Source organism: Rothia sp. SCPM-O-B-18226 (M350) (assembly GCF_058213595.1).
Genome location: NZ_JBYQJS010000004.1, coordinates 241481 through 263930, shown reverse-complemented (window position 1 = coordinate 263930; position 22450 = coordinate 241481). Strand labels below are relative to the sequence as shown.

Below are 22450 nucleotides of genomic sequence, written 5' to 3'. Positions count from 1 at the left end.
CTACCCCCTCAGCTGCATGGTGGTGCCGCCCACGCGGAATTCATCACCGGGTTCAATCGGGGTAGCGCGAGTCAGTCGCTCACCGTTGACGTACGTGCCGTTGGTCGAGTTCAGGTCCTCCAGGAACCAGCGGGAACCCTGGGGGAACAGGCGGGCGTGACGGCCCGAAGCGTAATCGTCCTGTAGGGACACCTCAATATCGTTGGCGCGACCAATCGTGATGGGGTGGTCGCCCAGCTGCATCATGGCGCCGGCCTGCGCGCCCTCGGTAATAATCAACTGCGAGGGCCGCGAGGGCGGGGGCGTGATGTGGGTGGCCTCGGCGGAAGCCTCCACAGGCACTGCGCGGTAGTTCTTACCCAGACCCAGGTCGCGGCGTGCCGCGGAGACCACCAGGAACACGAAGAACCAGATGAGCGCCAGGAACGCGTAGCGAAGAATAGTGACTGTTAGTTCGGACGCCATTAACGGGCACCTCCGGTAGAACTATGGAAGATGATGCGGGTATTGCCCATGCGAAGGAGTGAACCGTTGGTCAGCACCACGGGAGAGCGAAGTGGAGCCCCGTTGACGAGGGTGCCGTTCGTGGACCCCAGGTCGGTGGCAACGACGGCGCCGTTATGCGCCGACAGCTGCACGTGACGACGGGAGACGCCCTTATCGTCCAGGCGCAGGTCAGACTCCGAACCGCGGCCCAGAGTGAAGGGCAGGTGGCTAATCGGGTGCATGCGCCCGTTGATCTCCAGGAAAAGACGGGGAGCCGCCGCGGCGGGAGCGGCCGGGGACGCCGGGGCACCGTGGGCGCCCTGCGGGGCGTGCCCACCCTGGCCGCTACGCGGGATGCGCGAGAGACGAGAGTTCGGCTGCGCCACCGGCTGCTGCGGCTGAACCGGCTGCGCGGGCTGAGGCTGGGCGGCGGGTTTCGTGATGCGCGTGGGCAGCGAAGACTCCCGGGGCGGGCGCACCGGCGCGTAGTTAGCGGCGCCGCGCAGGGTGGGGGAGGCGGGCGCATCCGGAACCGAGAACGGCTCGAAGGTGGCCACCACCTCGAATTCACCCTCGGCCAGGGAATCGAGAACGTTGAAGGTCACGCGCACCGCGCCGATGAGGGTGTACCCCTGGGCGCGAGCGTGAGAGATGGCCAGGTCGCACAGCTCCACGGCGAACGGGTTGCCCCACTCGCGCACGCGCGGAAAATCGACCGGCGCGAAGCGGAGCGTGTAAATATTCGGGGCCATGGTGCGGCCGCTGCCGTCCACGTAAGACTCGTCGTCCATCATGATGCGGACGCGGTTGGCGACATCTGCCTTCTCAAAGGTGCCGAAGCCCTTAGAAAAGCCGACGGTGCGGCCGATGCCCTGTTCCAGCTTTCCTAGCTTGTCGAAAAACTTCATGCCGCCTCCTTCTCAACGACCAATCCGAGCAACTACTGCGCTCGCGGTATACCTCAAAGGGTTCAGTTTAACGAGCGTGCCTGTGCGTTAGCTGTGTGTTCTGTGCGTGAACACACCCGGTTCCATTTTAGGGGATGCACGGGTGAATCGGCCCGGAATCCCGCGTATCGTCTGGGGATTGGGCCGTTAATGCATGAAAAAATCCCCGGTTCTTTCGAACCGGGGATCGTTGGTGCGCGAGGGGGGAGTTGAACCCCCACGCCCTCACGGGCACACGGACCTGAACCGTGCGCGTCTGCCTATTCCGCCACTCGCGCAAGTGTCTTACGGTGTATCACCGCAGGCAACACATAGAACTATACGGGGTGCGTGATGCACTGTCCAATTGAAATGGTGTGACCTTCGTTACCTTAATGGTTGGGGTGGGGGTGTTAGACCCGGACTACTCGGCCCGAGCCGCAACCTCACCGGCTTCCCCAAGTGGAGCCCCGTCCCGCTTCGCCGCCTCCAGCTCCCGCTGTGCGGCCTCCGCGCGCTCGGTACGAACCCGCAAAATCCAAACCAGGGGGCCAAGATACGGCAGGAACAGCACCAGCAGAAGCCACTTAAGCTTCTGCACCTCGGAAAAGTACGGGCTACGGTGCACCGTCAGCAGACCCCACAGGGCCAGGCCGATACCCAGCAGGAAAACCGCGGTCACCACGATATCCACTACGGGCTTCCAGTCCATTACTTCTCCTCACAATGCCTCAATAGCGCCCCGCCTACGCGCGGCGCACCTCCACCAGAATACCGGTGCACGCGACGCCCACCGGCCGAATCGCACCGTTGGGCCCCCGAATAGCGTGAGGGCCCGCCCCCACATTCGGCGGGAACGGGCCCTCACACAGCTCTCAGTCGACGGCTCACGCTCGGTGAACCGCGTCAGCTAGCCTAGCGACCGGCCTTCGCAGCCTTCTTGGCGGCCTTCAGCTTGCGACGCTCGGCCGTCTTCGCATCGTACTCGGCCCAGAACTCGCGGGTCGTCACTACGTCCGTGCCATCCCAAGCCGCAAGGTTCTTAATCTCCGGAAGGTCCGAAGCCCTGAAGATCGGCTCCAGGCCGGCCTTACGCTGCGCCTCGTAATTCTTCAGCACCGCAACAACCTTCGGCGTCATCAGCAGCACCGCCGTCAAGTTCACAATCACCATGCCGGCGTTCAGCATATCCGCGGTCGTCCACACCAGATCCAGCGAAGAAATCGCGCCGAAGAACACGAACACCAGAACCAGCACGCGGAAAATCGTCAGGACCACCTTGTTCCCGGTCACGAAGCGCATGTTCGACTCGCCGTAGTAGTAGTTACCAATCACAGTCGAGAACGCAAACATGAAAATCGCGATAGTCAGGAAGTGAACCGCCCAATCGCCCAGCTGCATAGCCAGCGCCGACTGAGTCAGCGAAGCACCACGCGACTTATCACCGTAGGCCGGGTTTGACAGCAGCACGATAAACGCGGTCACGGTGCAGGCCATCATCGTGTCAAAGTAAACACCCAGGGTCTGCACGTAGCCCTGCTTAGCCGGGTGAGAAATAGTAGCGGTAGCGCCGGCGTTCGGGGCGGTACCCATACCGGCCTCGTTGGTCAGCAGACCGCGCTTCATACCCCAAATCACGGCACCCATGGTACCGCCGGTCACGAACTCCTTAATGCCGAACGCGCCCTGGAAAATCATCAGCAGCATGTTCGGGATCTGGGTGATGTTCAGCAGAACCACCAGCAGACCCAGCAGTAGGTACAGCACCGCCATAATCGGAACCAGCCACTCGGTCACCGAAGAAATCGCGCGAATACCACCGAAAATAATGGCCGCGGTCAGCAGTACCATGACGGCGCCCACGACCATGCGGAAGCCCATGGAGTTCGTACCCGACACGTCGATGCCCAGGGAGTTCGAGGTCGCATCCACCACGGCGTTAGTCTGCACAGCAACGAACACGAACGCATAGGTAATCACGATGAACGCCACGAAGATGTAACCCATCCACCGGGCGTTCAGACCGCGCTTCATGTAGTACGCGGGACCACCGATGTAGGAATCCTTACCGCGCTCCTTGTACAGCTGACCCAGCAGAGACTCCGCGAAGGCAGAAGCCGCGCCCACGGCCGCGATAACCCACATCCAGAACACAGCGCCGGGACCGCCCATAGCGATAGCCAGGGCCACACCCGCCACGGTACCGGTACCCACGCGGGATGCGGCAGAGACCGTAAACGCACGGAACGAAGAGATGCTCTTCTTACCGTCAGCCTCACGAGCAACCGGGTCACCCAGAACACGGACCATTTCCTTAATGGAACGCCACTGCACGCCGCGAGTACGAATCGTAATGTACAGACCAGCCGCAATCAGGGCGTAGTAGAGGAAGTTGCTCCACATCCAGTTCTGCACAGCATACACGGAAGAAGTCAGTCCCGAGGTCTGCTCATTTATGTCCCCGATGATGTTCAGAAGAAAATCCACTCGGTACTCCAATCTAGAAAGCGCGAAAGCCCACACGTTCACACCGAAGGGTGGGTTACGAGGGGCTTCTCTGCTGGTGATGCGGCTTTAGATCCGCGGCGCGCGGTCAAAATGCGCACGATTAGTCATCTCATTGTGGAGTTCGCGGGCTTCGTTCGGCAACTTAAAAGTGGGGCAGAGCTCAAATTGTAACGAATACTTAATATAGGGTCGGGTTAAACATTCACGCCCCGGCGGGCCGCGAAGAGGCGGTGCCGGGGTGAGAAGGCGCGGTGCTGTGCCCTATCCTTGCCCTCTAATCTTGGCGGAACTTCACGAGCGCCGGGGTTTCACGAACGGGAACGAAAGCACGCCGCGAATCTGCGTCTGGGCCAGCAGCATCACAAGGCGATCAACGCCCAGGCCCAGGCCGCCGGTCGGGGGCATACCCGTCTCCAGGGCGTACAGGAAGTCCTCATCCACCTCCATCGCCTCCGGGTCACCCGCGGCGGCCTTCAGCGACTGCTCCGTCAGACGCTCACGCTGCACGAGGGCATCCGTCAGTTCCGAGTAGGCGCACCCCATCTCCATGCCGTTAATGACCAGGTCCCAGCGCTCCGCCAGGCCCGGTACGCTACGATGCGGAGCCGCAAGCGGGCTCGTTTCCGCCGGGAAATCCGTGTAGAACGTCGGCTCCACGGTGACGGCCTCCACCAACTCGCCGTACAGCTCCTCGATGATGGCGCCCGGCCCCATGCCCTCATGGACGCGCACCCCGTGACGCTGCGCGAGGGCCAGGAGCTCCTCGAAATCTGTCTGCAGGTCGACGCGGCGGCCCAGCGCCTCCGAAAGGGCATCGCACACCGAAACCACGCGCCAGGGGCCCGAAACATCCGTCAGCACGCGTTCCGACGAGGACTTGGGGCCAAGGGGCAGCTGAACCGTGCCGAACACGGCCCGCGCGGCGTCCTTGATGAGCCGCTCGGTCAGCTGGCGCATCTGCACGTAATCGGCGTGGGGGCGGTACGCCTCCAGCACCGTGAATTCGGGGTTGTGGGTTGCGTCCGCACCCTCGTTGCGGAAGTCTCGGCCCAGTTCGTACACCGGGCCGCTACCGCCAACCACCAGGCGCTTGAGGTACAGCTCGGGGGCGATGCGCAGCGTCAGATCCTCGCCGTAGGCGTTGATGTAGGTACGGAAGGGGCGTGCGCTCGCCCCGCCGTGCACCGTGTGCAGGATGGGGGTCTCGACCTCGAGGAAGCCCTCGGCATCCAGACGCGCGCGCAGTGCCTTGATAACCGCCGTGCGTAGGCGCAGGTTGTGCATCTGATCGGGATTCACGATCAGATCGGTCGAGCGTCGGCGCAGGCGGGCCTCGGGGTCGGTGAAGGAATCGAAGGGGATGGGGTGCAGGCTCTTAGCGGCCATGCGCCATCCGGAGGCGATGAGCGAGGGGGTGCCCGTGCGGCTCGTGCCGTAGGTGCCGGTGGTTTCGATGAGGTCACCGGTATCGAGAGCTCGGGAGGCGAGGGTTAGGAGCTTCTCACCAACGAGCTCACGCTCTAGGATGACCTGCAGGGTCTTACCGGCCTCAAAGAGCGTCACAAAGAGGACTCCACCGTGGTCACGCAGAGCGCGAACGCGACCCGAAACAGTATATTCTTTTCCGGGAATATTTTGGTGGGAGAATATATTGAGGGCCTCGGGCACGCTGAGCACCATAACAGAGCCATCCCGACCATGGGTTTTGGTGACATCCTCACCCTCGATGGGGTACGGGTTCATGCCGGCATCGCGCAGCTCCTGCAGGTGGCGCAGGCGGTGCTGCGTCTGCTGGCTACGGGGCACCTGCGGGTGCTCCTCGGCGCGCACCTGTTGCATCTCGCGCAGAAGAACCAGCTCACCCTCGCTCAACGTGCGATGCTCCTCCCGCGAGCGTCGGGCGGACAGATCCGGCAGGAAGCCCTCCGCCACGCTCGCCGCAACCGCAACGTTCACAAGCGCCAGCGTCGGCTCGCAAGCAAGGTAGCGGGGTACCCAGCGCGGGGAGAACTTCAGGTTGAAGCGATACAGGCGACGCAGCTGCAAGAAACGGTCCAGCACGCCCAGGGAACGGGAAGCGAAACGATTCCACGCCGAGGCACCCACCCGGTCGGCCGCGGCGAAAATCTGCCCAAACATCGCGAAATTCAGGGACACCCTGCGCACGCCGAGTGAAGCGGCCTGCTCCATGAGGGAGGCCACGATGAACTCCACCACCCCGTTGGGGGCCTCGGGGGAGCGGCGCATGACATCCAGAGAGAGCCCCGTGGGGCCCCAGGGCACGAAGGACAGTAGGGCCACCAGGCGGCCCTCCCCGTCGTGGGCCGATACCAGAACCGTGGACTGATCCGCCGGATCATTGACGCGATTCAGCGCCATGGAGAAGCCGCGCTCCACGCGACCGTGCCGCCACGCCTCGATATTGTGCTGGATCTGCTGCTTCTGGGTATCGTCAAGCTCGGAGTAGCGGCGAATCTGCACGCCGTACCCGCCGCGTCGCACACGCTGAACGGCCTGGCGCACCGCGAGCATCGAGGTGTCGTTGAGGGTGAATCGGTCGGTCTCGAGCACCGCCTCCTCGCCCATCTGAAGCACGCTCAGGCCCGCCCGACTATAGGCGCGCGCACCGGCCTCGCTGACGCTCAGGGCCGCTGGAACCCAACCGTAGCTGCGGGCCTGCAGCATCCAACGTTCGATGACGTCCTGCCAGGCGTGCGGATCGCCCACGGGGTCGCTGGAAGCCAGGCACACCGAACCCACCGTGCGGTAAGTGATGGCCGCCCTGCGGTCGGAGGAGAAGATAACCTGCTTATCGCGGCGGGTCGCAAAATAGGAGAGGGAGTCGTTTGCGCCGTAGTGCTGTAGCAGGGCGCGAATCTGTAGCTCCTTCTCGCCATCCCACTCATCGGGGGCGCGGTACCCGCGGGCCAGCTGGTAAAGAGCCAGCACGAGGAAGAGACCATCGCCGACGGAGGCGATAAAGCCCACGAGGTCTGCGGACCACAAGCCCGGATGCATACGCTCGATGCCCAGCCCGTGCAGCAGCAACTCCCACACTGAGACGTGGCGTAGCTCGGGCCACCAGCCCACCCGGCAGAGGTACCACAGGGCGAGGGTCGTGAGGGCGATGCCGCCCACCGCGGTCGCCAGGGCCCCGGCCCAGGAGAGGCGCCCCACGCGCGCGGGGAATGCCGAACGAATCGTCACGAGGAAGGGAACCAGCAGCGCGGCGCACAGAATCGAGAGCGTGTCGATGCTCGAGGAGAAGAGCCGGTCCTTGGGCATAATGCCGGCGGGAAAAAAGAGAGTGAAAGCGCTGTGCGAGGCCAGGAGAGCGCCGAAAATCTGGAAGGCAATGACGACGTATAGGGCGGCGCGTTTACGAGCGATAAGCCCGGAAACCACCACAATCAGGGTGATGGCGCTGGGCAGAGTGTGCGTGGACGGGATGTTGAACAGGTCGGCAATGACCTCCCACCAGGTGAACCCGCGGCCGTGGCGTAGCGGCGAGAGAATCCACGCGAACGAGGTGAGAATCGCGGCAAACGAGTACACCCCGATAACCCAGCGTGCCGAAATTTCCGCGTACCGGGAGGGGACGGCGAGTTTCTGCCGCCTCCTGCTGGTTGAGCGGTGGCGAGCATGCCCATCCGCTACGTATTCCGCGCGTTCAGCGGGGTTGTCCGTCGTGCGACGGTCCCCGCAGGGAGCGTGGTTTTCGGTGGTTTCGATGCGGTGAGACATGGTTATCTTCGGCTGGGAATCGGGGTGTAGCGGGTGAGCGTTTTAGGCCTTCGGCTCGGTCTTCGGGTCACGGTAGGTTCCCTCGAAGACGTCGGGGATGCCGTTGTCGTCAGCGTCCACGCTTTCCTTCTCAGCCAGGGCACGGTAGTGCTTGTTACGGCGAGACAGGATGATGGCACCAACAATTGCGGCGAGCACGGAGCCGACGAGAATCGCAATCTTGGCGTCCTCGGTGTGCGGAGAGCCGTGCGGGAAGGACAGCTCAGCGACCAGCAGAGACACGGTGAAACCGATACCACCGGTTGCAGCCAGACCGACCACGTCAATCCAGGCGACGTCCGGGTCGAGGTTAGCGTTCTTGAAGCGAGTCACGAGCCAGGTAGTACCGAAAATACCGATGGTCTTACCTGCAACCAGCGCAACCATGATGCCGACCGCCACGGAGTCGGTGAGGGCGCGTCCGAGGCCTTCAAAGCCGCCCACAGCCACACCCGCGCTGAAGAACGCGAAGATGGGCACGCAGATGCCGGTAGAGAGGGGGCGGAAGCGGTGCTCCAGTACCTCTGCCAGGCCGTGTTCTGCGTGCGCTGCCTCGGAGCGTGCGGACATCTTCACGGGCACCAGGAAGCCCAGAACCACGCCGGAAATGGTGGCGTGAATACCGGACTCGAGGAAGAGTGCCCAGGTGATGATGCCCAGGGGCAACAGCAGAACCCATGCGGCGAGAGGCTTCAGGTGCAGCATGGTCTCACCGCGGTAGGCGATGAACGCGAAAAGGGCGAGGGGAATCAGCGCGAAGAGCAGGTACTCGCCGTGGAAGTTATTGGTGTAGAAAATCGCGATAATGCAGATTGCGATGAGGTCGTCGACAACAGCCAGGGTCAGCAGGAAGACGCGCATCGCCGAGGGGAGGAAAGTACCCACGGCGGCGAGAACAGACACCGCGAACGCAATATCGGTTGCGGTGGGGATAGCCCAGCCGTGCAGAGCGCTGGGGCTACCGAAGTTAATCGCCGCGTAAATAATTGCGGGGGTGATGACGCCACCGAAAGCAGCCGCAATCGGCACAATTGCGGTGGAGGGCGACTTGAGGTCACCAATCACGAATTCCTTCTTCAGCTCCAGGCCGGTGAGGAAGAAGAAAACGACGAGCAGGCCGTCCGCCGCCCAGGTGCCGATGCTCATCTGCAGGTGGTTGAAACCGGGGATAGCCGGGCCGACCACGGTGTCTCGCACGTCAAAGTAGAAGGTGGAGGCGGGGGTGTTGGCGAGTACTACTGCCAGCACCGTTGCGATGAGCAAGACGGTACCGCCGACGGATTCTGCGCGCAGAATGTCGGCTACGCGGCGTGAGTTGCTATATGAGCCGCGGCTGAGGGTATCTGGGTTGGTGTGAGTCATTCTCTCCTCTTTCTGCCGCGATATTATGCGGCATCTAAGGCTTTTAAGTTTACTCTGCACTGTATGAGTATTCGAGTATCCGCTGGCGGCTTTTAGCTCCTGGACGGTGCACTGTGGTGAGTTTTCAGGTGTTAAATGCATAAACGTTCCGCCCTCGCCGCGGTATGCGGTGAGGGCGGAACGTTAAAGATTCTGCAGGTATTCTGCGGGGTCGACTAGGGGCCTAGCCGCACGAATACGAGATTAGGCACCTGCGATGGCGGGTGCGCCGGACTCCTGGCCGTGGTCGTCGCCCAGCTCGCGGGCAACGTAGTTCTCCAGGTCGAAGAGGTTGCCGTTTGCGCGCTTTACAACGGTTACGAGGGTCTCCATGGTTGCAACTTCCTCAACCTGTTCCTTCAGGAACCAGAGGATGAACTGCTCGCCCAGTGCGTAGTTCTCAGCGCGTGCTGCGGAGAACAGTGCCTCGATCTGGCCGGTGACAACCTTCTCCTGTGCCAGGGACATGTCAACGATTTCCTGGACGTTCTCGAAGTCGTTCTTGACGGCGGGAACAGCGGGGATCTCGACCTTGTGGCCGCGGTCCAGCTTGTACTGAACCATCATGAGTGCGTGCTCGCGCTCCTCGAGGGACTGGCGGTAGAAGAACTTAGCCAGCTGGGGCAGGTCCTCACCGTCGAGCCAGATAGCCATGGACAGGTACTGGTGGGATGCTGCGAACTCGTGGCCGATCTGCTCATTCAGAAGGTCGTAGAAAGACTTGGACATATGGTTTCTCCTTATATGGTGGTTGCTTTTAGGCGCCGGGATGGCGCGGTGCAACCTGTTGGTATTTATCGTACGGGGTACTGTGGGGCGTGTACAGAGAGAAAAGGCTAATCGGTGGGGCAGATGAGGTACCCCTGACATATTGTCGCCACAACCCTTAGTGCGGATGCCCCGAATACTTTCTTTGGATTGAGTGGTATTGGGTGTGTTTCCTTGAGATTTCGCGGTTTAAAGCGGCATTAGACACCCCAACATCCCGCGTATATGCATGATGCCCCGGCGCCCGACAGCCGGTCATCCGACATTTCAAAGCGGTACGTGATACCGCAAAAAATTTTTTTAAAATTCTTCGCATGTATCGATGCTCGGGGCAACTTTAAGCGGTTTTAAGGTTCGCGCGTACCGCAGCGCTCGCGACTGCAAGAGCCTATTTAAGAAATCTATTAAAGAGATAAGGCACGTTCCCAGTGAGGAATGTGCCTTATCTCTGGTTCTCTCAACTCTCGCCCGGGGCGAATCTTACCCGAAGGCGGAGGAGGTTATTGTGTGGGGTAGTCCCCACGCTGCAGTGCATCAATCGAGATGACATTCGAGGGGGTGTCGCCCAGGACTGCCTCGCCAATCTCCGCAAGCTGCTTGACCTGCTGGGGTGTGAGGTGGTCAAAAATTTGGTGGCGCACCTCAGCGACGTGGCCGGGGGCTACTTCCTGAACCTTCTTCTGGCCGGCCGGCAGGAGGTGACAGATGCTGACGCGGCGATCTTCCGCGCTGAGGGAGCGGCGCACGTATCCGTCCTTCTCGAGGCGGGCCACCACGCGGGAGAGGCGCGCGGGGAGAGTATTTGTGGTGATGGCCAGTTCGGTCATGGTCAGAGAGAGGTCGTCTGACTCGGAAAGCATTGCGAGCACCATGTACTCGACGAAGCTAATGCCGGCCTCGCTCTGAAGCTGGTTCTCGAGGCGGCGGGTGAGGTTAAAGATGATGGAGCTGATAAAGAGCCAGCCCTCACGTTCTTCGGCAGAGAGCCAGCGCGGAGACTCAAGGCTTGCAGTGCCGTCCGGTTGCTGCGGTGTGGTCGGTGTGGACACGGAATCGGTTCCTCTTTTATCGGATGTGAATTTTATCGAATAGGAACTCTCCGAGGGAGAGATGTGGTGTGGTTGGCACCCATTGTAGCGAAGCAACAACCGCTCAAGGTTGAAATTGGTACGGTCAAGTAATGCTTGACACTTTGGTGCTAATTTTTAGGAGGGTGCTAGGGTTGTCGATTTATGAGCATCAAGTGCAAAAACAGCAATCTGCCTAGTGACTCAAGACACTTATAAAAAGATTTCCACCGCAAGTATAAACGAGAATGACTCAAAAATCATCTTGGGCCCACCAGGCAACTTCCGCGAAATATCAAGGATTTTAGGGGTATTGATGAAAATTCTGGAGAGTGCAAAGAACTTGCCCTGGGTGAAAAATAACAAAACGATAACAAATTTTTTAAAAAACCCCCGGTTTTAGGTTTGCAGACGTTATGAAACCGTGTACACTGGTTACATAACGGGGTCGAAGGAAGCCTCCGAGGCGAGACCGGAAGCTCGCTTCGATAGGTTCGACTCTCTATTTATCGGTGATTGTCGTCGGTGTACGAGTAACTCGTATTTCTACCGACGGATGTGCGGTGCGGATGCAGTTCGTGGTTGGGCTGCATTCCGTACCGTATCTTTTTAATTGCGTTTCTCTATCACTCACTCAAGAGCATCCCACCGCGGGATGCTCTTTTCTTTTGCCCTTTACGCCCCGACGTCGGCGTCGACGGAAATTTGGCACTCTGGTGCGGCTCCTCGGGGTAGTTTGATTCCCTGGCGTTCCGGGGGTACGTCTCCCCAATCTTGTCTCCCCCCGTTCCTGTCGGAAAAGAGGTTATCCACAGGAGTTTTCCACAGTGTGGAGAACTTACATGCGTGTGATTCTTGCTCCCTGCGCAGGGGGACCGATGTGCCTTAAAAATTCTGGGCGGCTGGAAAATTCTTGTAATTACAGGCTTCTGCGCTCGTTAAAACCGAGGGGGAATTCTTAAACCGAAAGGTTTCTCGCCTTTAAATCCGCGGATGTAGATTTTCTCCACAGTTGTGGATAACCCTGTGCACTTAATCCACCGCCTCCGGCGTAAGGAGGCGCGTAAGATCGCTCGGCGGCCCTGTTGGCACTCAATATTTTGGCTAGTAGAAGGAAAAACGCCTCGAATGAGGGCGAAAATTCTGTAGTTTATCCCCCGCACATCCCCAAAATAGGATGTTATCCACAGAAGTTTTCCACAGTGTGGAGAACTTACAGCACTGTTATTCACATGAGTGCATACCCCGATATTTCAAGGCAGAATAGGGTGCCGAACCTGAAAATCCTGTTGATACACAGGATTATCCACAGGTGTGGGGAAAGGTCTTTACTTAAAATCCACAGGCTCGAGCGAGGTCTTACATAAATGTGACGCTCCCCAACTCATGAAAAGTAAAGTAAACGCTACGCTGGTAATCTTTAATACAAGCCAAGTTTTCTAATGAAAGGCATCATCATGGCTGAAAAGTACACCCTCCCCGAGCTCCCCTACGACTACGCGGCGCTCGAGCCCCACATCTCCGCAAAGATCATGGAGCTGCACCACGATAAGCACCACGCAGCATACGTTGCAGGCGCTAACGCAGCTCTCGAACAGCTTGAAGAGGCACGCGAGAACGGTGCATACGGCAACATCTCCAAGCTCTCCAAGGACCTGGCATTCAACCTGGGTGGCCACACCAACCACTCCATCTTCTGGAACAACCTGTCCCCCGAGGGTGGCGACAAGCCCACTGGCGAGCTGGCAGCAGCAATCGACGAGTTCTTCGGCTCCTTCGACAAGTTCCGCGAGCACTTCACCAGCGTTGCACTGAGCATCCAGGGCTCCGGCTGGGCAATCCTCGCGTGGGACACCGTCGGCAAGCGCCTCATTATCGAGCAGCTCTACGATCAGCAGGGCAACATCTCCGTTGCACTGATCCCCGTTCTGCAGCTGGATATGTGGGAGCACGCATTCTACCTGGACTACCAGAACGTCAAGGGCGACTACGTCAAGGCATTCTGGAACATTGTGAACTGGGCAGATGTTCAGGCTCGCTTCGAGCGCGCAGTGTCCCAGACCAAGGGCCTGGTTCTCTAATCTAAGTTTTCGTCAGCGCGGTGAAGTAGCCGCGGTGAGGTAACTGAAACGGGTGCCCGGCGCCTCCAATATTCGGAGGTGCCGGGCACCCGTTCGTTGTATTCAGATGTTGCTCCAGGGGTGGAACCCTAGAACGCCAGCGTGCGGTCAATGCGGATGCGGCGGCAGAAATCCTCGTCATGGCTCACCACGATGAGCGCGCCGGTGTATGCTTCGAGTGCCTGCACCAGCCAGTCCACCGAGGAAATATCGAGGTTATTCGTCGGCTCATCCAGCATGAGAAGTTGCGGCACCGGGTCGGCCAGAAGCACCTGCGCCACCGCGGCACGGAAACGCTCACCACCGGAGAGCTCGCCGGTCTTGTGGTGCACGCTCTCTCGGCGGAAGAGCAGGCGCGCCAGCTGATCACGCAGGTGTTGTTCGCTCACGCCGGGGTTAGCCCGCTGCACGCACTGCAGAAGAGTGAGCTCCGGGTCGAGGGTGATGCGCTGGGGAATGTAGGCCCCCTCGAGGCAATAGTCGACGCGGTAGGCGGGCTGCACGGGGGAGCGGTACTCCGGGTCTTGTGCGTGGGCGATGGCCTCGAGGAGGGTGGTCTTGCCGCTACCGTTTGCACCGGTGATGCGCAGATGCTCGGGGCCGCTGAGAATCAGGTGTTCGGGGTGCTCCGCCGGGGTTCCCTGATTGCACTCGCTATCAGCCTCAATGGGTGAAAAATGCAGAGAATCAACCTTAGAAGGTTGCTGAACGGCAAATGTTTCACGTGAAACCCGAGAATCAACACGGCGGGAATCAACCCTGTGCAGCTTCAGCACCTTGCGTCCTGCGGGTAGGGGCTGCTGGCTCAGCTCGGCATAGATTTTCTCCTGCACGCGCACCTCATCCTGGGCGTTCTGGTATGCCTCCTGAGCCTGCTCCTGCTTGCCGATGCGCAGAACTCGAAGCTTTGCCGCCGCCTGACGTGAGGCGTCCTTGGCGAGGTCGAGAATCGTGTCCGGCTGGTCGTCCTTCCAGACCTGTGCCATGTTCTTCGAGATAATCTCCTGCGCCTGCACCCACTCGCGATGCGCCGAACGCACCCGGTTCTTCGCCTCGCTCACACGACGCTGAGCTGCCTGCTGCTCGGTCTCCAATGCCTGCCGGTAGGTGCTGTAGTTACCCTCGAAGAGGCGCAGATGCGCCAGCCCCTGACGATCGGAGTGAAGCTCCGCAATCACGTTTACACGCTCCAGAAGATCGCGGTCGTGGCTGATGATGAGCGCCGGGCAGGGTAGCGCCTCCAACGCGGTGAAGAGCTGAGCCTTCGCCGCGGAGTCCAGGTTGTTCGTCGGCTCGTCGAGCAGAATGAACTCGGGGTCAGAAATCATCAGCGAGCCAAGCGCGGCAATGACTGCCTCGCCACCGGAGAAACTGCGCATGCTGCGGGCAAAGAGTGCCCGAATCGCCTCCGGGTTGTCTCGATCAATCAGTGCCGCCGGGGTGAAACCGTAGGTCGCAAGAGCCGCCAGGGTGCGCTCCTCAACGTCCCAGTTATCCCCGATGGTCTCATAGAGTTCGGGGGAGTACTCGCCGGATTCCACCGCCTGTAGCGCCCGCAGAATCTCGGAGATTCCGCAGAGCTCGGCGAGGGTCTGCTCCCGGTCCAGACCCAAATCCTGAGGTAGATACGCCATGCGTGCCGGTGCCGCCAAAGAACCGGAACTCGGGGTCAAATCACCCAAAATCAACCTCATAAGGGTTGTTTTTCCGCAACCATTATCACCAATGAGTCCGGTTAGAGGTACCGAAAACACCGCCGAAAGGTCCACAAACAGTGGAGGTTGGCTCGGGTGCGCAAAGTGTAGATGGGCGATACTAACGTGCGCCGCCGCGTGGGAAGTGGCGTGCGAGCGGGCATCGCGGGAAGAAGCGGAACGGGGAAAGGTCGCCTGCGGCTGAAGTACGTGTGTCATACGAGCTCCTTGAGGTATGGATGCTCGGGTGCTCTCAAACTCCGACGGTGGTGCGTTGCAGTAGTGTGCCGGCGGTTTGGGTGCCTATGCTGAGCGCGTGGCGGTAAGAGGATCGCCCCAAAAAAGGCGCGAAAAAACCCGAGCGTAACGGTGGATGTACCTGTGCCCGGGTGCGTGCGCGCTGATTGGAATACGTAGGAAACGTGTCCGTAGAGCTGCTGCGTGAGCGCGCGAAAAATTCTTCTGAGTCCGGGCTTATGCTCGGTGGGTCATTTCTTTGATGCCTCCTAGATTCCGAATACCACCCCGGTCGCGCCTTGGGTGGCTTCGGTCAAACGATACGTTCAGCTCCGTAGCTACCCTCGCAATGGGGTAGTGCAGGAAGAGAGCTGATGAATCCAGCATAGGAATCGTGTGGGTGCTGAGTCAAACACCCTCCCACAAAACTGCCCGACAAGTACCGATACCCCTTAGAGAACGCAAAAGGAGGGGTGACACCAATCGGTGCCACCCCTCCTTTAAAGCATTAAATCTTAGGCATTAAATCTGCGCGCGTACAACACGCGAAAGGCTATTACGCCTCGTGGCGCTCACGGTACATGCCCAGCGGGCCCGCATCCGCGTACGCCTGAGCGTCGTTGTAACGGTACAGGCGCGGCGGGCGGTGACGGGTGCCCTCCACGCGGCGGCCGGTGTCAATAATCGACTTCGACGCCGCAATCTGGCGGCGGAAGTTCGCCGGATCCAGGGTGCGGCCCAGAATTGCCTCGTACACCTCACGCAGCTGCGCCAGGGTGAACTCCTCACCCAAGAAAGAGTGCGCAATACGCGAGTACTCGACCTTGTTCTGTAGGCGGTAGAGTGCGTACTCAATGATTTCGTTGTGGTCGAAGGCGAGCTCGGGCAGCTCATCCACCGGGAACCAGCGGATGTTCTCGTGCACGCGGGTGTTCGCGACCTCGGTGGCGGGAATCGACGCCCAGTACACCACGGACACCACGCGCTCGTGATCGGCGGCGGGGGTGGGAACCGGGGCGCCGCTCAGGCGGGCGGCGCGTGCCTCGGGGGCGCGCAGAACGTCGCCGAACGCGTAGAGCTGCTCCAGGTAGCCGGGCTCCAGGTTGGTGGCACGCTTCAGGGTAAAGCCGGCCGCCTCCTCCAGGGAGAGGGTCGGCTTAAGGGGGCCGCCGGGTAGCGCCCACTGGTCCTTGTAGGGCTCGCGGAGGCGGCGAACCAGCGGTAGCCACAGGGTCGGGTGGGTCTCGTTCTCCTTGGGGCGCAGGGCTAGGATAACGGTTGAAACGGCGAGGGATACGGAAGAGTGGTCCACGTCGTTGTGCTCTTCAACGGCGACTGCGCCGGGAAGAGGCTCAGATGCGATGCTCATTCAGGCCTCCTGTGCGAATGGGTATCGATAGGTGTGCATACTCTACTCATTTTAAGGGGTTAATAGGGTAAAAATGCACGCAAGGTGCCTAGTACCCAGAAAACGTGCATCATCTGTGCTGTGTCAAGGGGAAAAAGTTCAGGTGTGGCGCACGCGAAAGCGCCCCTCCTGCCTGTCCACAAGAACAGTACGGAGGGGCGCTCGAGGGTCTAACTATGCAATTCTAGGGTGCATACCAGCGGTGCAGACTAGTCGATCTGCAGCTCGCCCATAGCGTCCCAGCCCTCGCCGTCAACCAGGCGAGAAACAATCTTCGGGGTTGCGGTCAGCATGGGGCGCATGTCCTTCAGAGCCTGCTGGAAGTGGTCAGAGTTCACGTGCGGGCCAGCGGCGTCATCGTTGAAAGCCTCGAGCAGAACGAACTCGTTCGGGTCCTCAACGCTGCGGGACCACTCGAAGAACTTGTTGCCTTCCTCGGCGCGGGTTGCCTCGGTGAAGGCGCGGGTCTTCTCAATCCACTGGTCAGCGTATTCGGGCTTGACGGGGAACTTCACGGCAATAAAAATCATGGGAACTCCTTGGTTGGGGTGATGACGTATCACTTCAGTTTAAACCCTCGGTGCCTGTCGGTACCCGGGTTTTCATCGGGGTAGTCGCACATGCGGGGGTCGTTAATTGGCAATCACTGTGGCCTTGAGCACCTGCAGTGCGCGTTCCAGTGCGGCGCGGTCGGATTTGAGCATGTCGGCGGTCTGCGGGTTGGCGGAGCCGCCCCCGAAGGCCGCGTTGTAGTACATTCCGTCACCCAGAAGTAGCACGGCGCGGGCGATGCGTTCGTCGCCGAGCTCGGCAAGAATGAGCGAGTGCCACCCCTCCTGTACACGGGCTAGGGTTTGCTGGGCGAGCTCATTATTGTTCTGAGCCAGGCGGCTGAGGGCAATGAGGGCACGGTCGAACGGGGTGTTATCCGGCGTGGAGGAATTGATGTAGTAGGCGCTTGCCCCCTCGGGTGCCTGCTCCATCGCCGCGAAGTCCTCTTCAGCCAGGGTGAGGGTGCGTTCTGCGAGCGCCTCAAGGAGCGCCTTCTTGGAGGAGAAATGGTAGAGTAGTCCGCCCTTGGAGACCTTGGCGGCGGTGGCGACGGCGTCGAGGGTTGCGGCGCGTTCTCCCGAGCGAATCAGCAGGTCGACGTAGGTGTCGAGGATGTGTTCGCGGGAGTTGTTGGCGCGCTGTTTGCGGTGGTTGGGGGTGGTCATGGGTACCAGTCTAACCGCTTGAAACTATACCGTCCAGTTGGTATAGTTAATCTTCGTTTATGGACCCGCCCGGACCCCTAAAACCTCCGGGTAAGCCCCGAAAACCTCACTAAAATAACTAGTCCAAAAGACATACCGAGCTGATGCCGCGCCCGCGTCCGCCAAATCAGCCAACACTTTATAGACGCACGAAACACTTCATGACGAATCACAATCCGCACACCACGGCTCTGCCCATTCACGCCCCCGACCAGAAGACCAAGCGCTGGGCGGCACTCGGCGTGCTCATGCTCCCGGTGCTCCTGGTCTCCATCGACAACACGGTGCTTGCCTTCGCGGTGCCCGCAATCGCTAAGGCGCTGAGCCCCTCCTCCGCGGAGCAGCTGTGGATCGTTGATGCCTACCCGCTGGTGCTCTCCGCCCTGCTCGTGCCCATGGGCGCTATCGGTGACCGCATCGGCCGCCGTAAGCTGCTGCTCATCGGTTCGACCGGCTTCGCGGCGATTTCTGCGCTCGCGGCGTTCGCGCCCTCCGCACTGATGCTCGTGGTTGCCCGTGCCCTGCTCGGTATTTTCGGTGCGATGCTCATGCCGGCAACCCTGTCGATTATTCGCAATATCTTTGTGGACGCGACCGAGCGCCGCATCGCTATTGCCGTGTGGGCTTCGGGCTTCTCCGCCGGTGCGGCGCTGGGCCCGATTGTGGGTGGCTTCCTGCTGGAGCACTTCGACTGGGGTTCGGTGTTCCTGCTCGCTGTGCCGATTCTGATTCCTCTGCTGATTCTTGCCCCGATTATGGTGCCCGAGTCTAAGGACCCGAATCCCAGCCCGGTGGATCCGCTGAGCATCCTGCTGATTATGACCGGCATGACCGGTATTACCTTCGGTCTGACTCACACCTCCGAAACCGGTTTCGATGCGGTGGCTATTAGCACCATCCTTGCCGGTCTGTGCTTCATCGTTCTGTTTGTGCTGCGTCAGCTCAACCGCGAGAAGAACGACATTCAGCCCATGCTGGATGTGCGCCTCTTCCGCAACACCGTGTTCACCGGGGCGATTACCGCGAACCTCATCTCCATGACGGTGGACGTTGGCTTTATCTACTTCGCCTCCCAGCACCTGCAGTTGGTCTCCGGCCTGCCGCCCATGTACGCCGGTATGCTGCTGATTCCCGGCACCCTGGCGACCATTATCGCCGGTCTGGTGATTGCGCGCGTGGCGGTGCACTTCCACCCGGCGCAGGTGGTGTCTTTCGGCCTGGCGCTCAACGCTGCCGCGTTCGCGGTGCTCGCCTTCCTGGGTGCGCACAGCGACGTGGTCATTATCCTGATCTTCATCGTGCTCGGTACCGGTATCGGTATTGCTCAGACCATCTCGAACGACCTGATGCTCTCCAGCGTTCCGCCGCGTAAGGCGGGTGCGGCATCCGCGATTTCTGAGACCTCCTACGAGACGGGTGCGGTGCTCGGTGCCGTCATCATCGGTGGTATGCTCACCGCCGTCTACCGTGCGAACGTGGTCGTGCCCGCCGGTCTGGATGAGACTCTCGCCGATAACGCCCACGAAACCCTCGGCGGTGCCGTGACGGTCGCAAGCCAGGTGGGTGGCGAGCAGGCAAATCAGCTGCTCTCCTCCGCATTTGCCGCCTTCGACTCCGGCGTGGTGCTGAGCTCCGCGTTCAGCGCCGTGCTCATGGGTGTTATGGCTGTTATCAGTTACCTCATGATCCGCAAGGCACCGCGCGAAATGAAGCCCGCAGAGCACTAATATCGCCCCCCCCGTTCGTCATGGGTCCGCCGCCCGCCCCGGCCTTCTTCGGAAGCCGGCGCGGGCGGCGTTGCGTTACCCGGAGGTGCCGCGCGAACCGGCGACCCGTCATGCGGATTTTCTAGCCCGCGCACAGCCGGTCACAGGTGCGGGTGGTACGGTAGAATCCGGAAGATATTGCACCCGAGGCAACGCCCGGGCCGCGTGCGCGCGGAACCCGGGGCGACCGAAACCCCGGTACACGCGTTCAACGAGAAAGGCCGGAATGGGACTCAAAGACTGGATTGCACCCTTCATCACCCTGCTGATCGGTGCCAGCACCATCTTCATCTCCTATAAGAACTATCAGGCGCAGGCGGCGGCAAAGCCCTCCGAGCTGGCGCGACTGGAACTGTGGAGCAAGCTCCTCACCGAAGCCGGCATGGAAATTAGCGCCCTGCCGCCCGCCGATGAGCTGACCTCCGATCAGCGCGTCGTCCTGGAGAATTACCGGGTCTTCCTCAAGCGCGCCTCCCTAGAATCGAAGCTGCGTAAGGTCGGCATCGATAGCAACCGTATCTTTAGCCTGCTCATGAAGCGCGCCCACTCCTCGGTCAAGCCCACCCCCATCCAGATGGGCGACTCAATTAGCTACTACCGCCTGATTCTGCGTGCCCTGCTGTACATTTGGGTTCCGCTGGCCGTGATTTTCATCGGCGTGCCCATCATCGTGGTCACCATCGCCTACCTGATTGGCCTCTTCACGAACCACCGTGGTGACCTGTCTGACTTTGCGCTCTCCCCGCTGGCCGTGATACTCCTCATCCTGGGCGCGGCCGCCGTGGGTGCCCTCGTCATCCTGCAGAACCGCATCATCTCGGCCATTATCGCGAACAACGTGTACTTCTACTTCTGGGATATTTACGGGTCCAAGAAGAACTCCCGCGACTCGGCCCACGCCTACAGCGAGCGCCTGGCGGCTAAAACCTACGCCGACCAGCTGTTCCTTGGCCAGCAGGAGTTCGCCCACCAGTTCCGCGAAAATATGTACATGGCGGGTATCCAGGAGATCGACGAGTACCCGCGCGTGCTCAGTGATAGCGTGATGTTGCCGCGTAACTACCGGATTGTTGAAACTACCGAGGGTGAGGACCGTATCGACCGGATGGTGAACTGGGTGCGCTCCAAGATTGGCTTCGAGCGTCTGGAACCGCGCATCATCTACACGCTCGAACATAAGGACGCGCACAAGGATGAGCAGAAGGATTCCGCGCACGGTGAGCCGGTAGCTACTGAGCAGGGTGTTTCTGGGCAGCCCGTAGAGACTCCGGCTCAGGATAAGCAGGAGGATGCGCAGAAGGCTCCGGAGGTACCCGCCTCGGAGGAGCCCATCGTTGCGGAGGTGCCCGTTGAAGCGCCTGCCGAGGATCCGGCTGATGCACCCACCGAGCCCGTCACTGGAAGTGCCACCGAACCCTCCGCCGCAGCAGTTGCCGTATCCGGGGCAGACGACCCCACGGAGGCGTTCACCCGCATCCCGCACGATGCCGCCAGTGAGGAACCCGGCGCTGAGAAGCCCAAAAACTAAATAGCCGCCCGGAACACAGAAAAACCCCGGGGCACAGAAAATCCCCGCAGTGCCGGAATCCGGGCATGAGAAAAGGGTCGCAGCCTACGAGTTCGCCGTTGAACCGTAAGCGTACGACCCTTTTCTTTATTCTCTTCGGGGACGCGCGAAATCGGAGGTACCGCGCGTTCCAGAAGAGCCTATCGATGCGCTCGTCGTGCATCGTACCGGCCATCTCGCCGGGTAGCCGGCGGGCGCATCACGTCTTTCGAGCCGTCCGCTACCGCGGACGGGGGATCCGCTCCCCGGGTGAGTCCTACCCTTTCTCACCCGGGGGCGCATCGAGGGACGTTCACGGTGTCATGAACCATCCCACCGGAACCCCACACTCAACACAGGAGTTCCGGGACCTTGACGGTATGCGTGCCTATCGAGACGTGGGGGCGTCCTCGCGAGCGATAACAACCTTGACCGCGTTGTGCTCGGTCGCGTGCCCGAAGACGTCGTAGGCCTCCTCGAACTGGTCGAAGGAGAAATGGTGCGTCGCCATGGCCTTGGCGTTCAGGCGGCCGGAGCGAACCATGTTCAGCAGGTTGCCCACGGTGTTGCAGTTGACCAGGCCCATGTTGATGTTCACGTTAGAAATCCACATGGTGTTCAGCGGCAACTCAACGGGCTTGCCGTGCACGCCGGCGTTCGCGATGTTGCCGTAGGGGCGAACAATCTTGGTGCAGGTCTCGAAGGTCTGCGGAACGCCCACGGCCTCGATAGCGACGTCTACGCCCAGGCCGTCGGGGGAGAGGGCCTTAATCTTCTCGATGAAGTCCGGGTCGGCCGCGTTGACCTTATCGGTGGCACCCAGCTCCAGGGCCTTGTCCATGCGGTTCTCGTCGAAGTCGACGGTGATGACGCGACCGGCACCGCAGAGGTTAGCGGTCATAATCGCGCCCAGGCCCACCGGGCCCGCACCAATCACGGCGACGGTATCGCCGGGCTTGGTGTTGCCGTTGAGAATACCCATCTCAAAGCCGGTGGGCAGTGCGTCGGTGAGGAAGAGGACGTCCTCATCGGTCAGACCCTCCGGAACCAGGTGGACCGAGGTCTCTGCGTAGGGAACACGCACGTACTCGGCCTGCGTACCGTCAATCATGTAGCCAAAAATCCAGCCAACGCCGCCGACGGTCTGGCAGTGCGAAGGCTGGTTCGCCTTGCAATAGGAGCACTTACCGCAGCTGGTCACGGCGGGAATGATGATGCGGTCGCCGACCTTCAAATCGGTTACCGCGGAGCCCACCTCGGTGATGGTGCCGACAGCCTCGTGGCCGAGGATGCGCCCGTGCTCCACCTCGGGGCAGTCGCCCTTGAGGATGTGCAGGTCGGTACCGCAGATGGTGGTGGTGTCCACGCGTGCGATGACGTCCGTGGGCTCGAGGATGGTGGGGTTCGGGACTTCCTCCCAGGCGCCCTTCTGGTCGGGGCCGTGGTAAACATACGCTTTCATGCTGACTCCTCCGTTGAAGTTC

Annotated in this window: 16 protein-coding genes and 1 tRNA gene; 3 read left to right on the top strand and 14 right to left on the bottom strand. The window is 60.7% G+C overall.

The features are described 5' to 3' along the window. From AC3E6W_RS07840 to AC3E6W_RS07800, 9 genes are all read right to left on the bottom strand, one after another. Positions 1 to 465 (bottom strand): FHA domain-containing protein FhaB/FipA, encoded by a 465-nt coding sequence (locus tag AC3E6W_RS07840; protein WP_049333748.1) that lies wholly within the window; start codon positions 463 to 465, stop codon positions 1 to 3. Further along, positions 465 to 1394 (bottom strand): FHA domain-containing protein, encoded by a 930-nt coding sequence (locus tag AC3E6W_RS07835; RefSeq protein WP_070648546.1) that lies wholly within the window; start codon positions 1392 to 1394, stop codon positions 465 to 467. Before AC3E6W_RS07835 ends, AC3E6W_RS07840 begins: the two co-directional genes overlap by 1 nt. Before the next feature lie 230 nt (positions 1395 to 1624). Further along, positions 1625 to 1711: transfer RNA gene (locus tag AC3E6W_RS07830), tRNA-Leu, on the bottom strand. 125 nt (positions 1712 to 1836) lie between these two features. Beyond that, positions 1837 to 2124, bottom strand: a complete 288-nt coding sequence (locus AC3E6W_RS07825; RefSeq protein ID WP_049333752.1) for a PLDc N-terminal domain-containing protein — start codon at positions 2122 to 2124, stop codon at positions 1837 to 1839. Positions 2125 to 2327: 203 nt separating this feature from the next. Beyond that, positions 2328 to 3899 carry an alanine/glycine:cation symporter family protein gene (locus AC3E6W_RS07820; RefSeq protein WP_070824791.1) on the bottom strand — a complete coding sequence of 524 codons (1572 nt, stop codon included), beginning with the start codon at positions 3897 to 3899 and terminating at the stop codon, positions 2328 to 2330. 312 nt (positions 3900 to 4211) lie between these two features. Next, a complete protein-coding gene (gene lysX / locus AC3E6W_RS07815) occupies positions 4212 to 7664 on the bottom strand; it encodes a bifunctional lysylphosphatidylglycerol synthetase/lysine--tRNA ligase LysX (protein ID WP_490652790.1) in 3453 nt (1150 codons plus the stop codon). A 42-nt stretch (positions 7665 to 7706) separates the two neighbouring features. Further along, positions 7707 to 9065: a Na+/H+ antiporter NhaA gene (gene nhaA, locus AC3E6W_RS07810; protein WP_490652789.1), complete on the bottom strand. Its 1359-nt coding sequence runs from the start codon at positions 9063 to 9065 to the stop codon at positions 7707 to 7709. Between the two features lie 243 nt (positions 9066 to 9308). Next, positions 9309 to 9833, bottom strand: coding sequence for a ferritin (locus tag AC3E6W_RS07805; protein WP_049333759.1), 525 nt, complete (start codon positions 9831 to 9833; stop codon positions 9309 to 9311). Positions 9834 to 10372: 539 nt separating this feature from the next. After that, positions 10373 to 10921, bottom strand: a complete 549-nt coding sequence (locus tag AC3E6W_RS07800) for a MarR family winged helix-turn-helix transcriptional regulator (protein ID WP_490652788.1) — start codon at positions 10919 to 10921, stop codon at positions 10373 to 10375. A gap of 1475 nt (positions 10922 to 12396) precedes the next feature. Here AC3E6W_RS07800 and AC3E6W_RS07795 point away from each other — a divergent pair. Then, on the top strand, positions 12397 to 13020 hold the full coding sequence (locus AC3E6W_RS07795; protein ID WP_490652787.1) for a superoxide dismutase: 624 nt from the start codon (positions 12397 to 12399) through the stop codon (positions 13018 to 13020). A 128-nt stretch (positions 13021 to 13148) separates the two neighbouring features. Here the strand turns inward: AC3E6W_RS07795 and AC3E6W_RS07790 are convergent, their stop codons facing one another. The 4 genes from AC3E6W_RS07790 to AC3E6W_RS07775 all read right to left on the bottom strand — a co-directional run bounded on the left by AC3E6W_RS07790 (position 13149) and on the right by AC3E6W_RS07775 (position 17615). After that, positions 13149 to 14972, bottom strand: coding sequence for an ATP-binding cassette domain-containing protein (locus AC3E6W_RS07790; RefSeq protein WP_490652786.1), 1824 nt, complete (start codon positions 14970 to 14972; stop codon positions 13149 to 13151). 574 nt (positions 14973 to 15546) lie between these two features. Next, complete coding sequence (locus AC3E6W_RS07785) at positions 15547 to 16359, bottom strand: NUDIX hydrolase (protein WP_049342966.1); 813 nt, start codon at positions 16357 to 16359, stop codon at positions 15547 to 15549. A 248-nt stretch (positions 16360 to 16607) separates the two neighbouring features. Continuing rightward, positions 16608 to 16928, bottom strand: a complete 321-nt coding sequence (locus AC3E6W_RS07780; RefSeq protein ID WP_294647988.1) for a putative quinol monooxygenase — start codon at positions 16926 to 16928, stop codon at positions 16608 to 16610. A gap of 102 nt (positions 16929 to 17030) precedes the next feature. Beyond that, positions 17031 to 17615, bottom strand: coding sequence for a TetR/AcrR family transcriptional regulator (locus AC3E6W_RS07775; RefSeq protein ID WP_490652785.1), 585 nt, complete (start codon positions 17613 to 17615; stop codon positions 17031 to 17033). A gap of 200 nt (positions 17616 to 17815) precedes the next feature. On the opposite strand from AC3E6W_RS07775, the gene AC3E6W_RS07770 reads away from it, so the two are divergent. Continuing rightward, positions 17816 to 19381, top strand: a complete 1566-nt coding sequence (locus AC3E6W_RS07770; protein WP_490652784.1) for an MFS transporter — start codon at positions 17816 to 17818, stop codon at positions 19379 to 19381. A 265-nt stretch (positions 19382 to 19646) separates the two neighbouring features. Next, a complete protein-coding gene (locus AC3E6W_RS07765) occupies positions 19647 to 20948 on the top strand; it encodes a CoA-disulfide reductase (RefSeq protein WP_490652783.1) in 1302 nt (433 codons plus the stop codon). Positions 20949 to 21354: 406 nt separating this feature from the next. Here the strand turns inward: AC3E6W_RS07765 and AC3E6W_RS07760 are convergent, their stop codons facing one another. Further along, positions 21355 to 22428, bottom strand: coding sequence for an alcohol dehydrogenase catalytic domain-containing protein (locus AC3E6W_RS07760; RefSeq protein ID WP_070483207.1), 1074 nt, complete (start codon positions 22426 to 22428; stop codon positions 21355 to 21357). Positions 22429 to 22450 lie beyond the last annotated feature (22 nt).